Here is a 15,170-nt window from a genome sequence, read left to right as displayed (position 1 = left end):
TCCCGCACGCGCTGAAGCAAATGTCCAACCGCCAATCGGCGGGAAATCAGCCCGTCATCCGTTTTTGAAAGGATGTCATGCGTTCAAGTTCGGCAGGGCGAATGTCGATCGCCGAGACGCGGGCCGCAGGTGGTCCCTGCCGGGCCAGGGCTATGAATTGCTCGACCGCTTCCTCGTCACCCTCGACAACCGCTTCCACGCTGCCGTCCACGCGGTTGCGTACCCAGCCGGTCAGGCCCAAGGCGCTTGCCGTCTGGACCGTCCAGTTGCGATAGAACACGCCCTGCACGCGGCCCGTTATCATCAGATGCCGGGCGATCAACGCCATTAGTGCACCCGTTTGATCCAGGTCTGGCCGTCGCGCACCTCAACCTTGAAATTCTTGATGGAGTTGATGAGGTCGGACAACCGCTTGAACCCATAATTGCGCGTGTCGAAACTGGAGCGATTGCCCGCGAGCTGACCAACTTCGCTCAATCGGGCATAGCCCTGCTCATCGCGCTTTACCGCATTATAGGCGTCGATCAGCAGCTTGAGTAATTCCGGTGAGACTTCCGTGCCATCGCCATTTTCCCCGGTCTCCGAATAGATCACCGGCTCTGGCTGCTGTTCACGGATCAGCGCGCCGACGTCGATGAAGCGTGTGCAAGCGCTGCGGAAGGCGTCAGTGGTCTTGTCCGATCCGAAGCCATAGACGGGAATGCCCTGCTGCCGGATGCGCGTGACGAGCGGCGTGAAGTCGCTGTCGCTGGACATGAGGCCAAAGCCAGTGACGCGTCCGCCCGCCATCAGGTCCATGGCGTCGATCGTCATTTTCATGTCGGTCGCATTCTTCCCTTTTGTAAGGTCGAATTGCTGCTGTGTTTCGATCGCCTGGGTGACGGCCTGCCGCGCCCATCCCTTGAGCGCGGGCTTGCTCCAATTGCCGTAGGCCCGACGGATATTGACGGTGCCAAGTTCGGCAAGGACCGTCAGCACCGGGTCGAAATGATCCGAGGAAGCATTGTCGGCGTCGATCAACAGGGCGACATTGCCGCCGCTGGGGATCGGCGAGGACATCAGGCGGCTTCCTGCGTGGCCGGATGGAATTGCCCGCTCGCCTCGTCCAGCAGATGAAGCTGGCCATCCGCGATCGCGAAGAAAGCGCCGACGAGCTTCAGTTCGCCGCTCCGCTCCTTGGAGCGAACGCAGGGGAAGGTGCGCAGATTGGCGAGGCTGACCTTCACACCTTCCTGTTCCATGGCGCGGTGGGCGTCGCGTCCCAGATCGTCGCCGAAGCGGCTGATCACGGTTTCACGCGCGCCGTCGAGCATGTCGATCCAGTTGTGAATGAAGCCGCCTTCGCCCGGAGGCGCGTCCTTCAGCTCATGGCTGAGCGCTGCCTTGCAGCCGCCGCATTTGCCGTGGCCCATCACGACGATCTCGCCGACTTTCAGCACCTGCACGGCGAATTCCAGCGCGGCCGATACACCATGATGGCCCGGACTGGTTTCGAATGGCGGCACCAGCGCCGCGACATTGCGGACGACGAAAATCTCGCCCGGACTGCTGTCGAATATCTGCGCGGGATCAACGCGGCTGTCGGAACAGGCGATGACCATGACGCGTGGGTTCTGGCCCTCGCTCAATTCGCCCCATCTTTCGCGCTGCTGGGTCCATCCGGTGGTGCGGAAGCGGCGATAGCCTTCGAGCATGTCGGAAAAGTCGGTCATGCGCCAAGTCTGTGCCGAACAATCTGGGGGCTGGCAAGAGCGTGCTTGCCTCGCTATTTGGGGCAAATGACCGATAGTGCACCGATCCCCGTTCAGAGCCAGCCGCAGCGGACTCGCAAGCCCGACTGGATCCGCGTCAAAGCGCCGACCAGTCCCGGCTATCATGAGACGCGCAAGTTGATGCGCGAAAAGGGGTTGGCCACGGTCTGCGAAGAAGCGGCCTGTCCCAATATCGGGGAATGCTGGACCAAGAAGCACGCGACGGTCATGATCCTGGGCGACGTTTGCACGCGCGCCTGCGCCTTCTGCAACGTCAAGACCGGCATGCCGCGCAAGGTCGATCCCAATGAGCCGCAAAATCTGGCGGATGCCTGCGCGGAGATGGGGCTGGAGCATATCGTCATCACCTCTGTCGACCGGGACGACCTGCCCGACGGGGGCGCATCACAATTTGTGAAGGTGATAGAGGCGCTGCGCCGCACGACCCCTGACACGACGATCGAGATACTGACCCCCGATTTCCGCAACAAGCATAGCCAAGCGGTCGAGGCCATCGTGGCGGCGCGGCCGGACGTCTATAATCATAATCTGGAGACGGTGCCCCGGCTGTACCCGACCATCCGGCCCGGCGCGCGCTATTATGCTTCGCTGCGCCTGCTGGAATCGGTCAAGAAGCTCGATCCGTCGATCTTCACCAAGTCGGGCATCATGCTGGGCCTTGGAGAAGAGCGGCTGGAGGTCCATCAGGTCATGGACGATATGCGGTCAGCCGACATCGATTTCCTGACGATGGGCCAATATCTGCAGCCTACCCCCAAACATGCCAAGGTCATGGAGTTCGTGACGCCTGCGGCGTTCAACGCCTATGCGGCGATTGCGCGGGCCAAGGGCTTCCTGCAGGTCGCGTCCAGCCCGCTGACCCGGTCCAGCTATCATGCTGGCAAGGATTTCGCGGAAATGCGTGCGGCGCGCGAGGCGCAACTGGCAAAGGCAGCGCGCTGAAGCATGCCCAAGCATCACGAAACAAGGCCGCTTCCCTATACGCCGGACCAGATGTTCAATCTGGTGTCCAACGTGGCCGCCTATCCTGAATTTCTGCCCTGGGTCAGTGCGATCCGGGTCCGATCGGACAGCGACTCCGAAATGGTTGCGGACATGATCGTCGGGTTCAAGGGGATCAAGGAGAGCTTCACCAGCCGGGTGCATAAGCATCACCCCGATTTCGTCCGGGTCGATTATCTGGAAGGACCACTGAAACATCTGCACAATGAGTGGCGCTTTCGCGACGATGGGCAGGGCGGCGTGCTGGTCGATTTCGAGGTGGAGTTCGAATTCAGGAACCGGCTGTTCGAAATGCTGGCCGGGCAGGTGTTCGACAAGGCGCTGCGCAAGATGATCGGCGCGTTCGAGACGCGGGCGGACGAGCTTTACGGCGAGTCGGGCAAAAACAGCTCCAGCGCGCAGAGCGCTGCCTGAAGGCGAACGCCGCCGCGACCGCTATCCTCGAAATGGCGCATATCGGCGACGATCTTGTCAGGGTTGCCGCCGCGTTCGGCGCGGGCGAACACAACGGTCCCGACCGGCTTCTGCTCTGAACCGCCACCGGGGCCGGCAATACCCGTTATGGCTACCGCGACATTGGCGTGGCTTTTGGTGAGCGCGCCCTGCGCCATCGCCCAGGCGGTTGCGATCGATACGGCGCCAAAGGTCTCCAGTACATCCTGAGAAACCTTCAGCAATTCGCTCTTCATATCATTGGAATAGGTTACGAATCCTGCCTCGAACACCTCGGAGGACCCCGCGATCTCGGTCAGGGCCGCGGATACGAGGCCGCCGGTGCAGCTTTCCGCCACGGCAATGGTGCGGCCAGCGCGGCGGTTGGCGATGATGACCCGTTCGGCGAGTTCGACCAGGGGGCGGGGGAGAATGCTGTCGGGCATGGCCTAGAATAGCGCGGGGAGGGAGATGGTTGCAACCGCCTGTGCCGCAATGCCTTCTCGACGGCCCGCGAAGCCTAGCCCTTCGGTAGTCGTCGCCTTCACGCTGACCCGGTCCAGAGGGATGGCGAGGATTTCGCCGATCCTTGTCCGCATCCGTTCGCGATGCGGGCCGATCTTGGGCGCTTCGCAGATGATGGTGAGATCGACATGGTCGATGCGGCCGCCGCGATCCGCTACGCGCGCGCCGGCATATTCAAGGAAGCGCGAGGAAGCGGCGCCGCGCCACTGCGGATCCGACGGCGGGAAATGGCTGCCAATATCGCCTTCCGTCAGTGCGCCCAGCAGCGCATCGACGATGGCGTGGATGGCAACGTCCGCGTCGCTGTGGCCAGCGAGGCCGCGATCATGCTCGATCTGCACGCCGCCAAGCCATAGTTGCTCGCCCTCTGCCAGGCGATGGACGTCATAGCCCATACCAATGCGGGTCGTCCGCTGACCCGCGAGCCATGTTTCGGCGCGGTCGAAATCCTGCGGATAGGTCAATTTCTCCAACCTTTCATCTCCCGGCACAAGAATGACGTCATGCCTCCCCGCGCGCAGCATCTGGGCATCATCGGTCGCCTCTTGCGCATCATCCCAATCACGATGGGCTGCCAGAATGGTGTCGAAGTGAAAGGCCTGGGGTGTTTGCACCCTGAAAAGGCCGGATCGATCCACGACGTTTCCGGCGCGGTCACCGACGCCGCGAACCAACGTATCAGCCACGGGAAGCACGGGGATGGCGCCCGCCGCCGTGTCGAGCGCCGCGAGCAGCCTGTCTACCACGTCGGCCGGAAGAAAGGGGCGCGCAGCATCGTGGATCAGCACCAAATCGGCGCCTCCCGCAGCCGCGATCGCTTCAAGGCCAGCGCGAACCGACCCCCGGCGGCTATCGGCACCTTGCGCGATCGCCGCAACCTTTTGCGGGGAAATCAGGGCGGACACGGTGTCTTCCTGGCCAGTGCCGACGACGAGCATAAGCGCTTCGATCCGGGGATGACGCGCCAGCGCATCGACGGCATGGGCAATCACTGCTTTGCCAGCGATGCTGCGGAACTGCTTGGGCGAGCCCCCACCCGCGCGGCTGCCTTGCCCCGCGGCAACAACCAGTGCGACGACCCTGTGCTTGTTCGCTGTCATGGCGCGCGTGTAGACGAGGGCGATGCGCTTCGCCAGAGCCGCTTGCTTGCCGCGCGGCTGCTTTTCGGCTAAGGGCTGCCTGTTTTTTAGGCAAAGCTGGTGATGCGTATTCTTTCCCCCATCTCTGTCGGTCCGGTGACGATCGACATGCCCGTGATCCTGGCGCCGATGACCGGCGTCACCGACATGCCGTTCCGTACCTTGGTCCGCCGATACGGATCGGGCCTGAACGTGACCGAGATGATCGCCACCGCCGCGATGATCCGCGAAACGCGGCAGTCGTTGCAGAAGGCGGCCTGGCATCCCGTTGAAGAGCCTGTTTCGATGCAACTCGCCGGATGTTCGCCGCGCGAGATGGCGGAAGCCGCCAAGCTCAACGCCGATCGTGGCGCCGCCATCATCGACATCAACATGGGCTGTCCGGTGAAGAAAGTCGTGAACGGCGACGCGGGTAGCGCACTGATGCGCGATCTGCCGCTGGCGGCCGCGTTGATCGAGGCGACGGTCAAGGCGGTCGATGTGCCAGTGACCGTAAAGATGCGGATGGGCTGGGACCATTCAAGCCTGAACGCGCCCGAACTGGCCCGGATCGCGCAGGATCTTGGCGCGAAGATGATCACCGTCCATGGCCGTACCCGTTGCCAGATGTACAAGGGCAGCGCCGACTGGGGCTTTGTACGAAGCGTGAAGGAGGCAGTGTCGCTGCCGGTGATCGTCAATGGCGACATCTGCTCGATCGAGGATGCTGAGACGGCTCTGGAGCAAAGCGGAGCCGACGGCGTCATGATCGGGCGGGGCGCCTATGGCCGCCCCTGGTTGATCGGGCAGGTGATGCACTGGTTCCGCACGGGGCAGCGGCTTGCCGACCCCTCGATTGAGGAACAATATACCCTGATTACAGATCATTACGGCGCAATGCTGGATCATTATGACGGCGTGACGGGGGTCAATATGGCTCGCAAGCATATCGGCTGGTACACCAAGGGCCTTCCCGGATCGGCGGAGTTTCGCAACGCCGTGAATCAGGAGCCGGAAGGCGCCGTGGTGCTCGATATGCTCGCCCGCTACTATGAGCCCCTGATCGCACAGCAAGAGGCGATTGAACCGCGCAAGGCCGCATGACCGTGGCGCTGACAACCGTCCCGCCGCTTCGTACGCAGCAGGACGGCCCTTCGCTTGCGGAACTGATGACCGCATTGCCGGTGGCGACGTTGGTTGTTGCGCCGGACAACCGCATCGCCGAAGCCAACGTCCGGGCGGAAACATTGCTCAACATGGCCCGCTCGGCCATTGTTGGCAGCGATGTGGCGCGCACGATCCGCATGGCCGAAATGGGCGCGCGTTTCGATATCTGGCACAGCAACAAGCCGATAGCGGCCTATGACGTCAAGGTGCATGCTGGCCGGACGGCGGAAATGGAAGTGGACCTGATGATCGCGCCGATCATCGATCATGAAGGATGGCGCATAGTGTCGCTCCATACGCAAAGCCAGGCGCGGAAGATCGGCCATCGCGGCACTGCGGGCGGCGCCCGGTCAGCAATGGGTGCGGCCGCAATCCTGGCCCATGAGATAAAGAACCCGTTGTCCGGCATTCGGGGCGCAGCGCAGCTGCTGGAATCCGGCAATGGCGGCCGGGATACGGCATTGACCCAGTTGATCTGCAATGAGGTGGACCGGATTGCAGCTCTTATCGACAGGATGCAGGATTTCACGACCGATCGGACGTTGGAGTGCCATCCGGGCAATATCTATCCGCTGATCGATCGAGCAGCCAATATCGCGGCGGCAGGCTTCGCAAGTAACATAAAAATTATAAGGCGGTATGACCCTTCCTTGCCGTTCGCCGTCATTAATGACGACGCGCTCGTGCAGGTGATGATCAACCTGCTGAAAAATGCGGCCGAGGCGCTGGAGAAAAGCGACGAGCCGCGTATCCGGGTCGAGACCGCTTTCCGCCATGGCGTGTCGGTCGTGGTCGGAAAGGGGAAGGGCAGCGCGGTACTCCCCATAGAGATATTGGTGATCGACAACGGACCTGGCGTCCCGGAACATATACTCGACCACCTGTTCAACCCCTTCATCACGGGAAGGCGGGACGGGCAGGGGCTGGGGCTTGCGCTTGTCGATAAGCTGGTTCGCGACATGAATGGCTTTGTTCAATATTCGCGTGATCAGGAAGCGGGTGAATCCACTTTCCGCATCCTCCTGCCAATGGGGATGCCGTGATGACGGTCACGGGGTCCATTCTTGTCGTCGATGACGATCCGGCCATCTGCCTGGTGGTGGGCGAGGCGCTAAGGCGGCTTGGCCATAAGGTGAAGACCGCGTCATCCATCCGCGAGCGCAGCCTGCTGATCGACAGCGTCGATCCTGACGTACTGATCACTGACGTCATGCTGCCCGATGGCGACGGTTTGGACGGCGTGGCAGGGATTTTGGAGCGGAAGCCGGGGTTGAGCGTCATCGTCCTGTCGGCGCAGAACACGTTGAATACAGCCATCCGTGCAACGGAAAAGGGCGCGTTCGAATATCTACCCAAACCCTTTGACCTGAACGAACTTGCCCGGGCCGTCAGCGATGCGCTGGGCGCTGGCAACGCCGGGGAGGGCGATCAAGAGGACGGCGGGTTGCCACATGACGGCCTGCCCCTGGTCGGGCGCTCCCCTGCGATGCAGGAGGTGTATCGGACGATCGCGCGCGTACTTTCGAACGACCTTTCGATCCTTGTTCTGGGCGAATCGGGCACCGGCAAGGAGTTGGTGGCCGAAGCGATCCACAGCCTTGGGCAGCGCCGGACAAAACCCTTCGTCGCCATCAACATGGCGGCTATTCCGCGCGAACTGATTGAAGCAGAACTGTTTGGTTATGAAAAGGGCGCCTTCACCGGCGCCACTGTGCGGACGGCCGGAAAGTTCGAGCAGGCGCAAGGGGGCACGCTTTTCCTCGACGAGATCGGGGACATGCCGATGGAGGCGCAGACGCGGCTGCTGCGCGTGCTGCAGTCGGGCGAAGTGACGACCGTGGGCGGATCGAAGCCGGTACGGGTCAATGTTCGCATCATCGCGGCGACGAACAAGGATCTGCCGACCTTGATCGAGGAAAACCGGTTCCGCCAGGATCTTTATTATCGATTGAATGTCGTGCCCATTTCACTTCCGGCGCTGAGAGAGCGGCGCGAGGATGTCATTTTGCTGGCGAGGCATTTCCTCGACCGGGCGGCGCAGGACGGGCTGCCCCGCAAGACGCTGTCCGACGACGCTGCGCAGCTGTTGATGGCCTATCACTGGCCGGGCAATGTCCGCGAACTGCAAAACCTGATGCAGCGGCTTGCAGTGCTCAGTCGCGAAAATGTGATTGCCGCGGACATGCTTCGCAACAGCCTGCCTCTGGATATGGTGCCGCCAGACTATGCAGCGCCGGCGGACCAGTTGGGCCAGGCTGTGCGGGAATGGGCGAGGCGGCAGTTGGGAATCGGCCTTGGGCAGCTGAACCGGAGCCTGCACGACGATCTGCTGGCGGTGGTTGAACCAATCCTGCTGCAGGAGACGCTCGCGAGCGTCGATGGCAATCAGATTCGCGCAGCGGGCCTGCTGGGCATCAATCGCAATACGCTGCGGAAAAAACTGAACGACTATGGGCTTGATCCCCTTCAAATGCGGGTAGCGGAATGAATGCGGGACGAGGCGACATGGGCGTCCGGCAAAGGGAATGGCAAGCCAAATAACTGTGTTGGATCAAGCACGGGGTTGTTGTAAGAAAGCAACTATGGAAGGTGCAGTGACTCTCTCCACGCGAGGCCGGGCATGGAAGAGATATTTTCCGCCTTTCCTTAGGCGTCGCCTCGCCCCGCTGGTCGAAACCGTCACCCTTCTGCTTTTCGTTTGCACAGCGGGCCTCACCTATTTCCTGCTGTCAGGACAGGGGCAGTCCTACACCCTGTTGACGCCGCCCATCGTCGCCCTGCTACTGGTCGGCAATCTCGTCCCCGCTATCGCACTGCTCGTGCTGCTGGGACGGCGGGTCGCAAAACGGCGCGCGGCACAATCGGCGATCGGCAGCGATGGGCAGCTTCATGTCAGGCTGGTCGCCATCTTCTCAATTGTCGCCAGCGTGCCGATGCTTCTGGTGGTCATCTTCGCGTCGCTGCTGTTTCAATATGGCGTGCAGTTCTGGTTTTCCGACAGCGCGCGGGGGATGCTGCAAAATGCGAGCGACCTGGCGCGCGGTTATTATGAGCAGAATTTGCGAGAGGTCGGGGACGAAACCGTCACGATGGCCAGCGATCTGCGGGACTATCTGTCCCAGTCGAAAGTATCCAGTCCGCGCTTTGCAGAAGGCTATATCTATCAGGTCGTGACGCGAAAGCTGAACCGGTCGGCGATCATCGAAGTCGGCCAGGACGGAGTCGCTCGTACCGCCGCCACAGTCGATCCTGACAGCAGGCCAGCTTCCGAGATGCTGTCAGCAGAATCGATCAAGCGTCTGGAAACGGGAGAAAATGTCGTCGTTGCAGCCAAGCCTAACCAGATCGAAGCCGTGACGCTGCTCTATCCCGGCGCGAAAATATATCTGTATGCGACGCGCGACTCCGGCTCGACGGCTTTCAGCAATGTCGAGCGAGCGCAGAAGGTGCTGGCCGACTACGACATATTCGCGGCGCAGTCCCGGGCGTTGCAGTTGCGGTTCAATATGGCGCTGTTCGTCGGCTCGTTGCTGCTCGTCGGCATTGCGGTCTATATCGCTTTGGCGGTTGCCGACTGGATGGTCCGACCGGTCAATGAACTGGTGACGGCGGCGCGGAGGATCACCGCGGGCGACCTGTCAGCGCGCGTCACCAATCCGCAGGCCCGCGACGAGATCGGCACGCTGGCTTCGGCTTTCAACCGGATGACCCAGCGGCTGGAGGCGCAGACCGGCGCGCTGGTGGCGGCAAACAGCCAGTTGGACGAACGTCGCGCTTTCATCGAGGCGATCCTGTCAGGCGTTTCGGCAGGGGTGCTGTCTGTCGATCGGGAGGGCATCATTCTCCTGTTGAACAGTTCCGCCGCCGCCATTCTGGTCAGGGAGGGGGATGACCCGGTCGGACGGCCGCTGACGGCTGTTTCGCCTGAGCTTGCAGCACTCATCGCATCGGAAGAGGGGGCCGGCATCGTCCAGACGCGCGCCAATGGCGAAGTTCGGACGCTGGCAGTCAAGGTTTCGGAAGACGCGTCGCGGCACATCCTGACCTTTGACGATATCACACAGCAATTGTCCGATCAGCGCCGGGCGGCATGGTCAGACGTCGCACGCCGCATCGCGCATGAGATCAAGAACCCGCTGACCCCCATCCAGCTAGCCGCCGAACGCTTGCAGCGGCGCTATGCCCAGGAGATCACTAGCGACAAGGCCACCTTCACGCGGCTCACCGGGACGATTATCCGTCAGGTCGGGGATTTGCGGCGCATAGTGGACGAATTTTCGTCCTTCGCGCGCATGCCCAAGCCGGTATTCCGCCGCGAGGCGGTCGCCGACATCGCTCGCCACGCGCTGTTCCTGCATGAGGTTGCGCATTCCGACATCCGCTTTGAATTTCGCGATGAAGCCCCCGATATGGAACTGGTATGTGACCGGCGGCAACTGGGGCAGGCGCTGACCAATATCGTCAAGAATGCGGTGGAGGCGATCGAGCCGAAGCCTGAACCTGCCGATGGTCGGGCGCGCGGGCATGTCAGCATGACGCTGGGGCAGGACGATGGCAATCTGCTCATCGAAGTCCGGGACGACGGCATCGGCCTGCCGCCGGAACGGGAGCGGGTGCTTGAACCTTATATGACGACGCGCAGCAAGGGGACCGGCCTGGGGCTCGCCATCGTCAAGAAGATCGTTGAAGAGCATATGGGCGAAATTCGCCTGGACGATGCGGACGGCGGGGGACCAGGGTGACGTTGCGTTTCCCTGTGGCCGCGCTGGAAAAATTGGAAGAGGGGCAGGTTCTCGCCTTGCCCAAGGGAAAAGTGACAGCCAATGGCGCTTGATATTCTGGTAGTCGATGACGAAGAGGACATTCGCGACCTGGTCGCGGGCGTGCTTGAGGATGAAGGCTTTTCCACCCGCACGGCGGCCAACAGCGACAGTGCGATCGAAGCGTTGGACGCCCGGCGACCGTCGCTGGTCCTGCTGGACGTGTGGTTGCAGGGATCTAGGCTCGATGGGCTGGAACTGCTCGACGAGATCAAGCGGCGCGACGCCACCATTCCGGTGCTGATGATTTCGGGCCATGGCAATATCGACACGGCCGTAGCTGCAATTCGCAAGGGCGCGGCGGACTTTATCGAAAAGCCGTTCGAGGCGGACCGCCTGTTGCACCTCGTTTCTCGTGCGACCGAGACGGAAAGGCTGCGGCGCGAAAACCAGGTGTTGCGCGCCCGTTTTGGCCAAGATGACGAACTTACCGGAACGTCGACCGCCATCAATGCCGTCCGGGCGACGATCAAGAAGGTGGCAGGAACGGGAAGCAGGGTTCTGATTTCTGGCCCTGCCGGCGTGGGCAAGGAAATAGCAGCGCGAATGCTCCATAGCTGGAGCGGCAGGGCCGATGCCCCCTTCATCATAGTCGCCGCCGCGCGCATGGACCCCGACCGCGTCGAAGAGGAGTTGTTTGGCGTGGAGGACCCCAGCGGACTCGTCCGCCCCGGCTATCTTGAGCAGGCGCACGGCGGCACGCTGTACCTGGACGAAATAGCCGACATGCCGCTGACCACGCAGGGCAAGATATTGCGCGTCCTGACAGACCAGAGCTTTACGCGCGTTAGCGGACAACGGCAGGTCAAGGTGGATGTGCGCGTAATCTCCTCCACCGCGCGCGACCTGAGCGTTGAGATCGAAGAACGCCGGTTCCGCGAGGACCTGTTCTATCGTCTCAATGTCGTGCCGCTCATAATCCCGCCACTGTCGGAACGGCGCGATGACATTCCGCCGCTGGTCGAACATTATCTGGCGCGTTTTGCCGCCGACCGCCGCGTGCCATCGCCCGAAATCGCAAGTGACGCCATGGCTGCCCTTCAGGCCAATGAGTGGCCCGGCAATGTTCGTCAGTTGCGCAACGTCATCGAACGGACGATGATTCTGGCGCCCGGCGAGCGGATCGGACGGATCGAACTGGACATGCTGCCCAGCGAACTGACCAGCAACGGTTCCGGCGAGGGAATGGGTCAGTCCGCCATCATGGGCGCCCCGCTGCGCGAGGCGAGGGAGAGTTTCGAACGCGAATATCTGCGCATCCAGATCAGGCGCTTTTCAGGGAATATTTCGCGGACGGCGACCTTCATCGGGATGGAGCGGTCAGCGCTACATCGCAAGCTCAAGCTGCTGGGCATTACCGACGGAAAGGATAGCTGACCAAGTTGGTGAAGCAATACCGCATCTGGGGAATGGACGGCCCTTCGCAATTGCGGTAACTTCTCTATCGCTTCCGGCAGGCGGGAGCAGGCAAGACACCCTGCCCAGGGGTGCGAGAGCGGGTAACGTCCCGCCAATAAGGCGAAGACCATGGCAGAAAAACTCAATAATCTTCAGGACATATTCCTGAACAATCTGCGCAAGAGCAAAACTCCGGTGACCATGTTCCTGGTCAAGGGCGTGAAGCTGCAGGGCATCATCACCTGGTTTGACAACTTCTCCGTCCTGTTGCGGCGCGATGGTCAGTCGCAGCTGGTATACAAGCATGCCATCTCTACCGTCATGCCCGCGCAGTCCATGGACCTGACCGATCTGCGTAAGGCGAGCGACGGCAACGGGAAACCGAAGTTGCTGCAGGAGATTTTCCTGAGCGCCGTTCGCAAGTCGGGCAGCCCCGTGACGATGTTCCTGGTGAACGGCGTGATGCTGCAAGGGGAGATCGCTGCGTTCGACCTGTTCTGCATGCTGCTGGAACGCGACGGCATGGTTCAGCTCGTCTACAAGCACGCTATCTCGACGGTTCAGCCCCTCCACGCGCTCGACCTGAGCGGCGAAGGCGAGGGCGAGGATTGACCCGTTCCTGCTCGTTCGGCTTGCCTTCTGATGAAGCGGGCCGGCGTCTGATGCGTTAAGCGCTCATGGCGGTATTCAATCGCGATTCTGATGATGAGGTATCGCGCGGCGCGCGCGCCGTCGTCGTGCGCGCCGAAACGCATGGTATGGAGCGCCGCGACAGCGACGCCCGACTTGAAGAGGCCAAGGGCCTTGCGCTGGCGATCGGCATCGATGTGCGCGCGGCGCAAGCATTCCGCGTACGTGATCGCAAGCCCGCGACGCTGTTCGGCAGCGGTCAGGTTGACCAGATCGCCACCCTGGCGCGGGCCGAGCAAGCGGAATTGGTCATTGTCGACAATGCCCTCAGTCCTGTTCAGCAGAGCAATCTGGAAAAGGCGACCGAAGCCAAGGTGATCGACCGGACGGGCCTCATCCTGGAAATTTTCGGCGAGCGTGCAGCCACCAATGAGGGACGGCTTCAGGTCGAATTGGCCCATCTGGATTATCAGGCAGGGCGGCTGGTCCGCAGTTGGACCCACCTGGAACGGCAGCGGGGCGGTTTTGGCTTTCTGGGCGGGCCGGGCGAGACCCAGATCGAAGCGGACCGTCGCATGATCCGCGACCGGATGGCGAAGATTCGTCGCGAGCTGGATCAGGTCACGCGCACGCGGAGCCTGCATCGGGCGCGGCGGCAACGCGCGCCTTGGCCGGTGATCGCATTGGTGGGCTACACCAACGCCGGCAAATCAACCCTCTTTAACCGGATGACGGGCGCGCATGTGATGGCGGAGGATCTGCTGTTCGCCACGCTCGATCCGACGATGCGGCAGATCGCGCTGCCTGGATTGGACAAGGCGATCCTTTCCGACACCGTGGGGTTTGTGTCCGACCTGCCGACTCAGCTGATCGCCGCATTCCGGGCGACATTGGAGGAAGTGCTGTCCGCCGACCTCATTATCCATGTTCGCGACATCGCACATCCCGACAGCGATGCGCAGAGGGATGATGTGATCGACGTATTGAGCGAACTTGGCCTGGCAGGTGAGGGCGCACTCGAAGGCGGGGAAGATGCCGTCGAACCTCCGCCGATTATCGAGGCGTGGAACAAGCTCGATCTGCTGGATGATGATGCGGCTGCCCTGGTGAGGGAAATGGCTGCCCGACGCGATGACGTCGTGATTCTCTCGGCCCTCACCGGCGAAGGGGTGGACGACCTGCAGCGCAAGATCAGCAGCCGGTTGACCGCCGGAGCGCAGGTGCATCAACTTCATGTGTCGCTGTCGGATGGAGCGGCTCTTGCATGGCTGCATGAACATGGCGAGGTGATCGGGAGCCACGCCGCAGAGGGCGATATGGTCGTCGATGTTCGGCTGTCGGAGTCAGCGCTGGCCCGGTTCCGGAAACGAGCCGATGATTAGCTGACCGGACGTTGCTGGAGGAGGCGGTGCTTGGCGCGCTGCCAAAGCTGTTCTTTCTCATCCAGCGACAGAGCATTAAACTTTTCCCCGGCGATATCCTCCATGATGCGAAAGCGCGCTTCGAACTTGGCATTGGCCGAACGCAGGGCGGTTTCCGCATCGACCTTCAGGTGGCGGGCCAGATTGACGACGGCAAACAGCAGGTCGCCGATTTCTTCATGATGGTCTTCCGGAGACGCGGCGTCGTGGACCTCCTGCAAATCTTCCTCGATCTTCGCGATCACACCCCGTGTGTCGGGCCAATCGAAGCCTGTCCGGGCCGCGCGCTTCTGGATTTTTTCAGCACGGAGCAGGGCGGGTAGAGCCTTTGCGACGCCTGCAAGGGCGCTGCCGTCGGTGTCGCGTTCGGCGCGTTCAGCCGCCTTGATCGATTCCCATTGCGCGTGCCCATGCTCGCGAGAAATGCCGTCGCCGAAAATGTGCGGGTGGCGGCGGATCATCTTTTCGGTGACGCCGTCGATGACGTCCTGAATCGTGAACTGGCCCGCTTGTTCGGCCATCCGGCTATGGAAGGCGACCTGGAGCAACAGATCGCCCAACTCATCCTTGAGCGCTGGCATATCGTTACGCTCTATCGCGTCGGCGACTTCATAGGCTTCTTCTATCGTATAGGGTGCGATGCTGGCGAAGTCCTGTCGGATATCCCAAGGGCATCCGGTATCCGGGTCGCGCAAACGGGCCATGACGTTAACCAGCGGCATGATGTCGGCGGGGTTTGCCTTGGCATTGGAGGTCATGGGCGTCCTGATCTATGTGTTCCTGCCGGTTAGAGAAGTCACAATTTCCGCAAATTAGAGATGTCACCGATTGAGGCCAGCAGGGGCTGCGTGGAGCCCTCGGGATAGCGCAGCGCAGACCCTGCTG

At 61.8% G+C, this 15,170-nt stretch carries 14 protein-coding genes and 1 pseudogene; 9 read left to right on the top strand and 6 right to left on the bottom strand.

Annotated features, from left to right (window positions below):
* Window positions 1-46 precede the first annotated feature (46 nt).
* From B6S01_RS01785 to B6S01_RS01775, 3 genes are read right to left on the bottom strand one after another with little or no spacing between them, the layout of a single operon-like run.
* Entirely contained in the window at window positions 47-328 is a 282-nt protein-coding gene (locus tag B6S01_RS01785) for an acylphosphatase (RefSeq protein WP_037465730.1), read from the bottom strand.
* Window positions 328-1,059, bottom strand: coding sequence for an NYN domain-containing protein (locus B6S01_RS01780; RefSeq protein ID WP_037465732.1), 732 nt, complete (start codon window positions 1,057-1,059; stop codon window positions 328-330). The genes B6S01_RS01785 and B6S01_RS01780 overlap by 1 nt, the downstream gene beginning before the upstream one ends.
* Entirely contained in the window at window positions 1,059-1,712 is a 654-nt protein-coding gene (locus tag B6S01_RS01775) for a carbonic anhydrase (protein WP_037465781.1), read from the bottom strand. The genes B6S01_RS01780 and B6S01_RS01775 overlap by 1 nt, the downstream gene beginning before the upstream one ends.
* A 66-nt stretch (window positions 1,713-1,778) precedes the next feature.
* Here B6S01_RS01775 and lipA point away from each other — a divergent pair, with 66 nt between their 5' ends.
* Both lipA and B6S01_RS01765 read left to right on the top strand, forming a co-directional pair.
* Window positions 1,779-2,714 carry a lipoyl synthase gene (gene lipA / locus B6S01_RS01770; protein WP_051908242.1) on the top strand — a complete coding sequence of 312 codons (936 nt, stop codon included), beginning with the start codon at window positions 1,779-1,781 and terminating at the stop codon, window positions 2,712-2,714.
* Window positions 2,715-2,717: 3 nt separating this feature from the next.
* Window positions 2,718-3,188, top strand: a complete 471-nt coding sequence (locus B6S01_RS01765; protein ID WP_037465734.1) for a type II toxin-antitoxin system RatA family toxin — start codon at window positions 2,718-2,720, stop codon at window positions 3,186-3,188.
* On the opposite strand, the gene B6S01_RS01760 is transcribed toward B6S01_RS01765, so the two are convergent.
* Complete coding sequence (locus tag B6S01_RS01760) at window positions 3,140-3,652, bottom strand: CinA family protein (RefSeq protein WP_037465736.1); 513 nt, start codon at window positions 3,650-3,652, stop codon at window positions 3,140-3,142. The genes B6S01_RS01765 and B6S01_RS01760 overlap by 49 nt on opposite strands.
* A 3-nt stretch (window positions 3,653-3,655) precedes the next feature.
* Window positions 3,656-4,831 (bottom strand): bifunctional 2-C-methyl-D-erythritol 4-phosphate cytidylyltransferase/2-C-methyl-D-erythritol 2,4-cyclodiphosphate synthase, encoded by a 1,176-nt coding sequence (locus tag B6S01_RS01755; RefSeq protein WP_037465739.1) that lies wholly within the window; start codon window positions 4,829-4,831, stop codon window positions 3,656-3,658.
* 102 nt (window positions 4,832-4,933) lie between these two features.
* On the opposite strand from B6S01_RS01755, the gene dusB reads away from it, so the two are divergent.
* The 7 genes and pseudogenes from dusB to hflX all read left to right on the top strand — a co-directional run bounded on the left by dusB (window position 4,934) and on the right by hflX (window position 14,246).
* Window positions 4,934-5,953 carry a tRNA dihydrouridine synthase DusB gene (dusB, locus tag B6S01_RS01750; protein ID WP_037465742.1) on the top strand — a complete coding sequence of 340 codons (1,020 nt, stop codon included), beginning with the start codon at window positions 4,934-4,936 and terminating at the stop codon, window positions 5,951-5,953.
* Window positions 5,950-7,059: a two-component system sensor histidine kinase NtrB gene (locus B6S01_RS01745; protein ID WP_037465743.1), complete on the top strand. Its 1,110-nt coding sequence runs from the start codon at window positions 5,950-5,952 to the stop codon at window positions 7,057-7,059. The genes dusB and B6S01_RS01745 overlap by 4 nt, the downstream gene beginning before the upstream one ends.
* Complete coding sequence (gene ntrC, locus B6S01_RS01740) at window positions 7,059-8,504, top strand: nitrogen regulation protein NR(I) (RefSeq protein ID WP_037465746.1); 1,446 nt, start codon at window positions 7,059-7,061, stop codon at window positions 8,502-8,504. The genes B6S01_RS01745 and ntrC overlap by 1 nt, the downstream gene beginning before the upstream one ends.
* A 94-nt stretch (window positions 8,505-8,598) precedes the next feature.
* Window positions 8,599-10,850: pseudogene (locus B6S01_RS01735) on the top strand (sensor histidine kinase).
* Window positions 10,840-12,213, top strand: a complete 1,374-nt coding sequence (gene ntrX, locus B6S01_RS01730) for a nitrogen assimilation response regulator NtrX (RefSeq protein ID WP_037465752.1) — start codon at window positions 10,840-10,842, stop codon at window positions 12,211-12,213. Before B6S01_RS01735 ends, ntrX begins: the two are co-directional and overlap by 11 nt.
* A 150-nt stretch (window positions 12,214-12,363) precedes the next feature.
* Window positions 12,364-12,846: an RNA chaperone Hfq gene (gene hfq, locus B6S01_RS01725; protein WP_037465756.1), complete on the top strand. Its 483-nt coding sequence runs from the start codon at window positions 12,364-12,366 to the stop codon at window positions 12,844-12,846.
* 65 nt (window positions 12,847-12,911) lie between these two features.
* The gene (gene hflX / locus B6S01_RS01720) at window positions 12,912-14,246 is read left to right on the top strand and encodes a GTPase HflX (RefSeq protein WP_037465759.1); all 1,335 of its coding nucleotides are present in this window, start codon (window positions 12,912-12,914) and stop codon (window positions 14,244-14,246) included.
* Here hflX and mazG read toward each other — a convergent pair.
* On the bottom strand, window positions 14,243-15,043 hold the full coding sequence (mazG, locus tag B6S01_RS01715; protein ID WP_037465762.1) for a nucleoside triphosphate pyrophosphohydrolase: 801 nt from the start codon (window positions 15,041-15,043) through the stop codon (window positions 14,243-14,245). The genes hflX and mazG overlap by 4 nt on opposite strands.
* Window positions 15,044-15,170 lie beyond the last annotated feature (127 nt).

Origin of the sequence: Sphingobium herbicidovorans, assembly GCF_002080435.1 — a bacterium.
Taxonomy (GTDB): Bacteria; Pseudomonadota; Alphaproteobacteria; order Sphingomonadales; family Sphingomonadaceae; genus Sphingobium; species Sphingobium herbicidovorans.
The sequence above is the reverse complement of the archived record's forward strand: the minus strand, read 5'-3'. Positions and strand labels throughout refer to the sequence as shown.

Excerpts from the sequence above, each read along its gene's own strand:
- B6S01_RS01785 (WP_037465730.1), bottom strand. The coding sequence starts at position 328 with ATGGCGTTGATCGCCCGGCATCTGATGATAACGGGCCGCGTGCAGGGC.
- B6S01_RS01780 (WP_037465732.1), bottom strand. The coding sequence starts at position 1,059 with ATGTCCTCGCCGATCCCCAGCGGCGGCAATGTCGCCCTGTTGATCGAC.
- B6S01_RS01775 (WP_037465781.1), bottom strand. The coding sequence starts at position 1,712 with ATGACCGACTTTTCCGACATGCTCGAAGGCTATCGCCGCTTCCGCACC.
- lipA (WP_051908242.1), top strand. The coding sequence starts at position 1,779 with ATGACCGATAGTGCACCGATCCCCGTTCAGAGCCAGCCGCAGCGGACT.
- B6S01_RS01765 (WP_037465734.1), top strand. The coding sequence starts at position 2,718 with ATGCCCAAGCATCACGAAACAAGGCCGCTTCCCTATACGCCGGACCAG.
- B6S01_RS01760 (WP_037465736.1), bottom strand. The coding sequence starts at position 3,652 with ATGCCCGACAGCATTCTCCCCCGCCCCCTGGTCGAACTCGCCGAACGG.
- B6S01_RS01755 (WP_037465739.1), bottom strand. The coding sequence starts at position 4,831 with ATGACAGCGAACAAGCACAGGGTCGTCGCACTGGTTGTTGCCGCGGGG.
- dusB (WP_037465742.1), top strand. The coding sequence starts at position 4,934 with ATGCGTATTCTTTCCCCCATCTCTGTCGGTCCGGTGACGATCGACATG.
- B6S01_RS01745 (WP_037465743.1), top strand. The coding sequence starts at position 5,950 with ATGACCGTGGCGCTGACAACCGTCCCGCCGCTTCGTACGCAGCAGGAC.
- ntrC (WP_037465746.1), top strand. The coding sequence starts at position 7,059 with ATGACGGTCACGGGGTCCATTCTTGTCGTCGATGACGATCCGGCCATC.
- ntrX (WP_037465752.1), top strand. The coding sequence starts at position 10,840 with ATGGCGCTTGATATTCTGGTAGTCGATGACGAAGAGGACATTCGCGAC.
- hfq (WP_037465756.1), top strand. The coding sequence starts at position 12,364 with ATGGCAGAAAAACTCAATAATCTTCAGGACATATTCCTGAACAATCTG.
- hflX (WP_037465759.1), top strand. The coding sequence starts at position 12,912 with ATGGCGGTATTCAATCGCGATTCTGATGATGAGGTATCGCGCGGCGCG.
- mazG (WP_037465762.1), bottom strand. The coding sequence starts at position 15,043 with ATGACCTCCAATGCCAAGGCAAACCCCGCCGACATCATGCCGCTGGTT.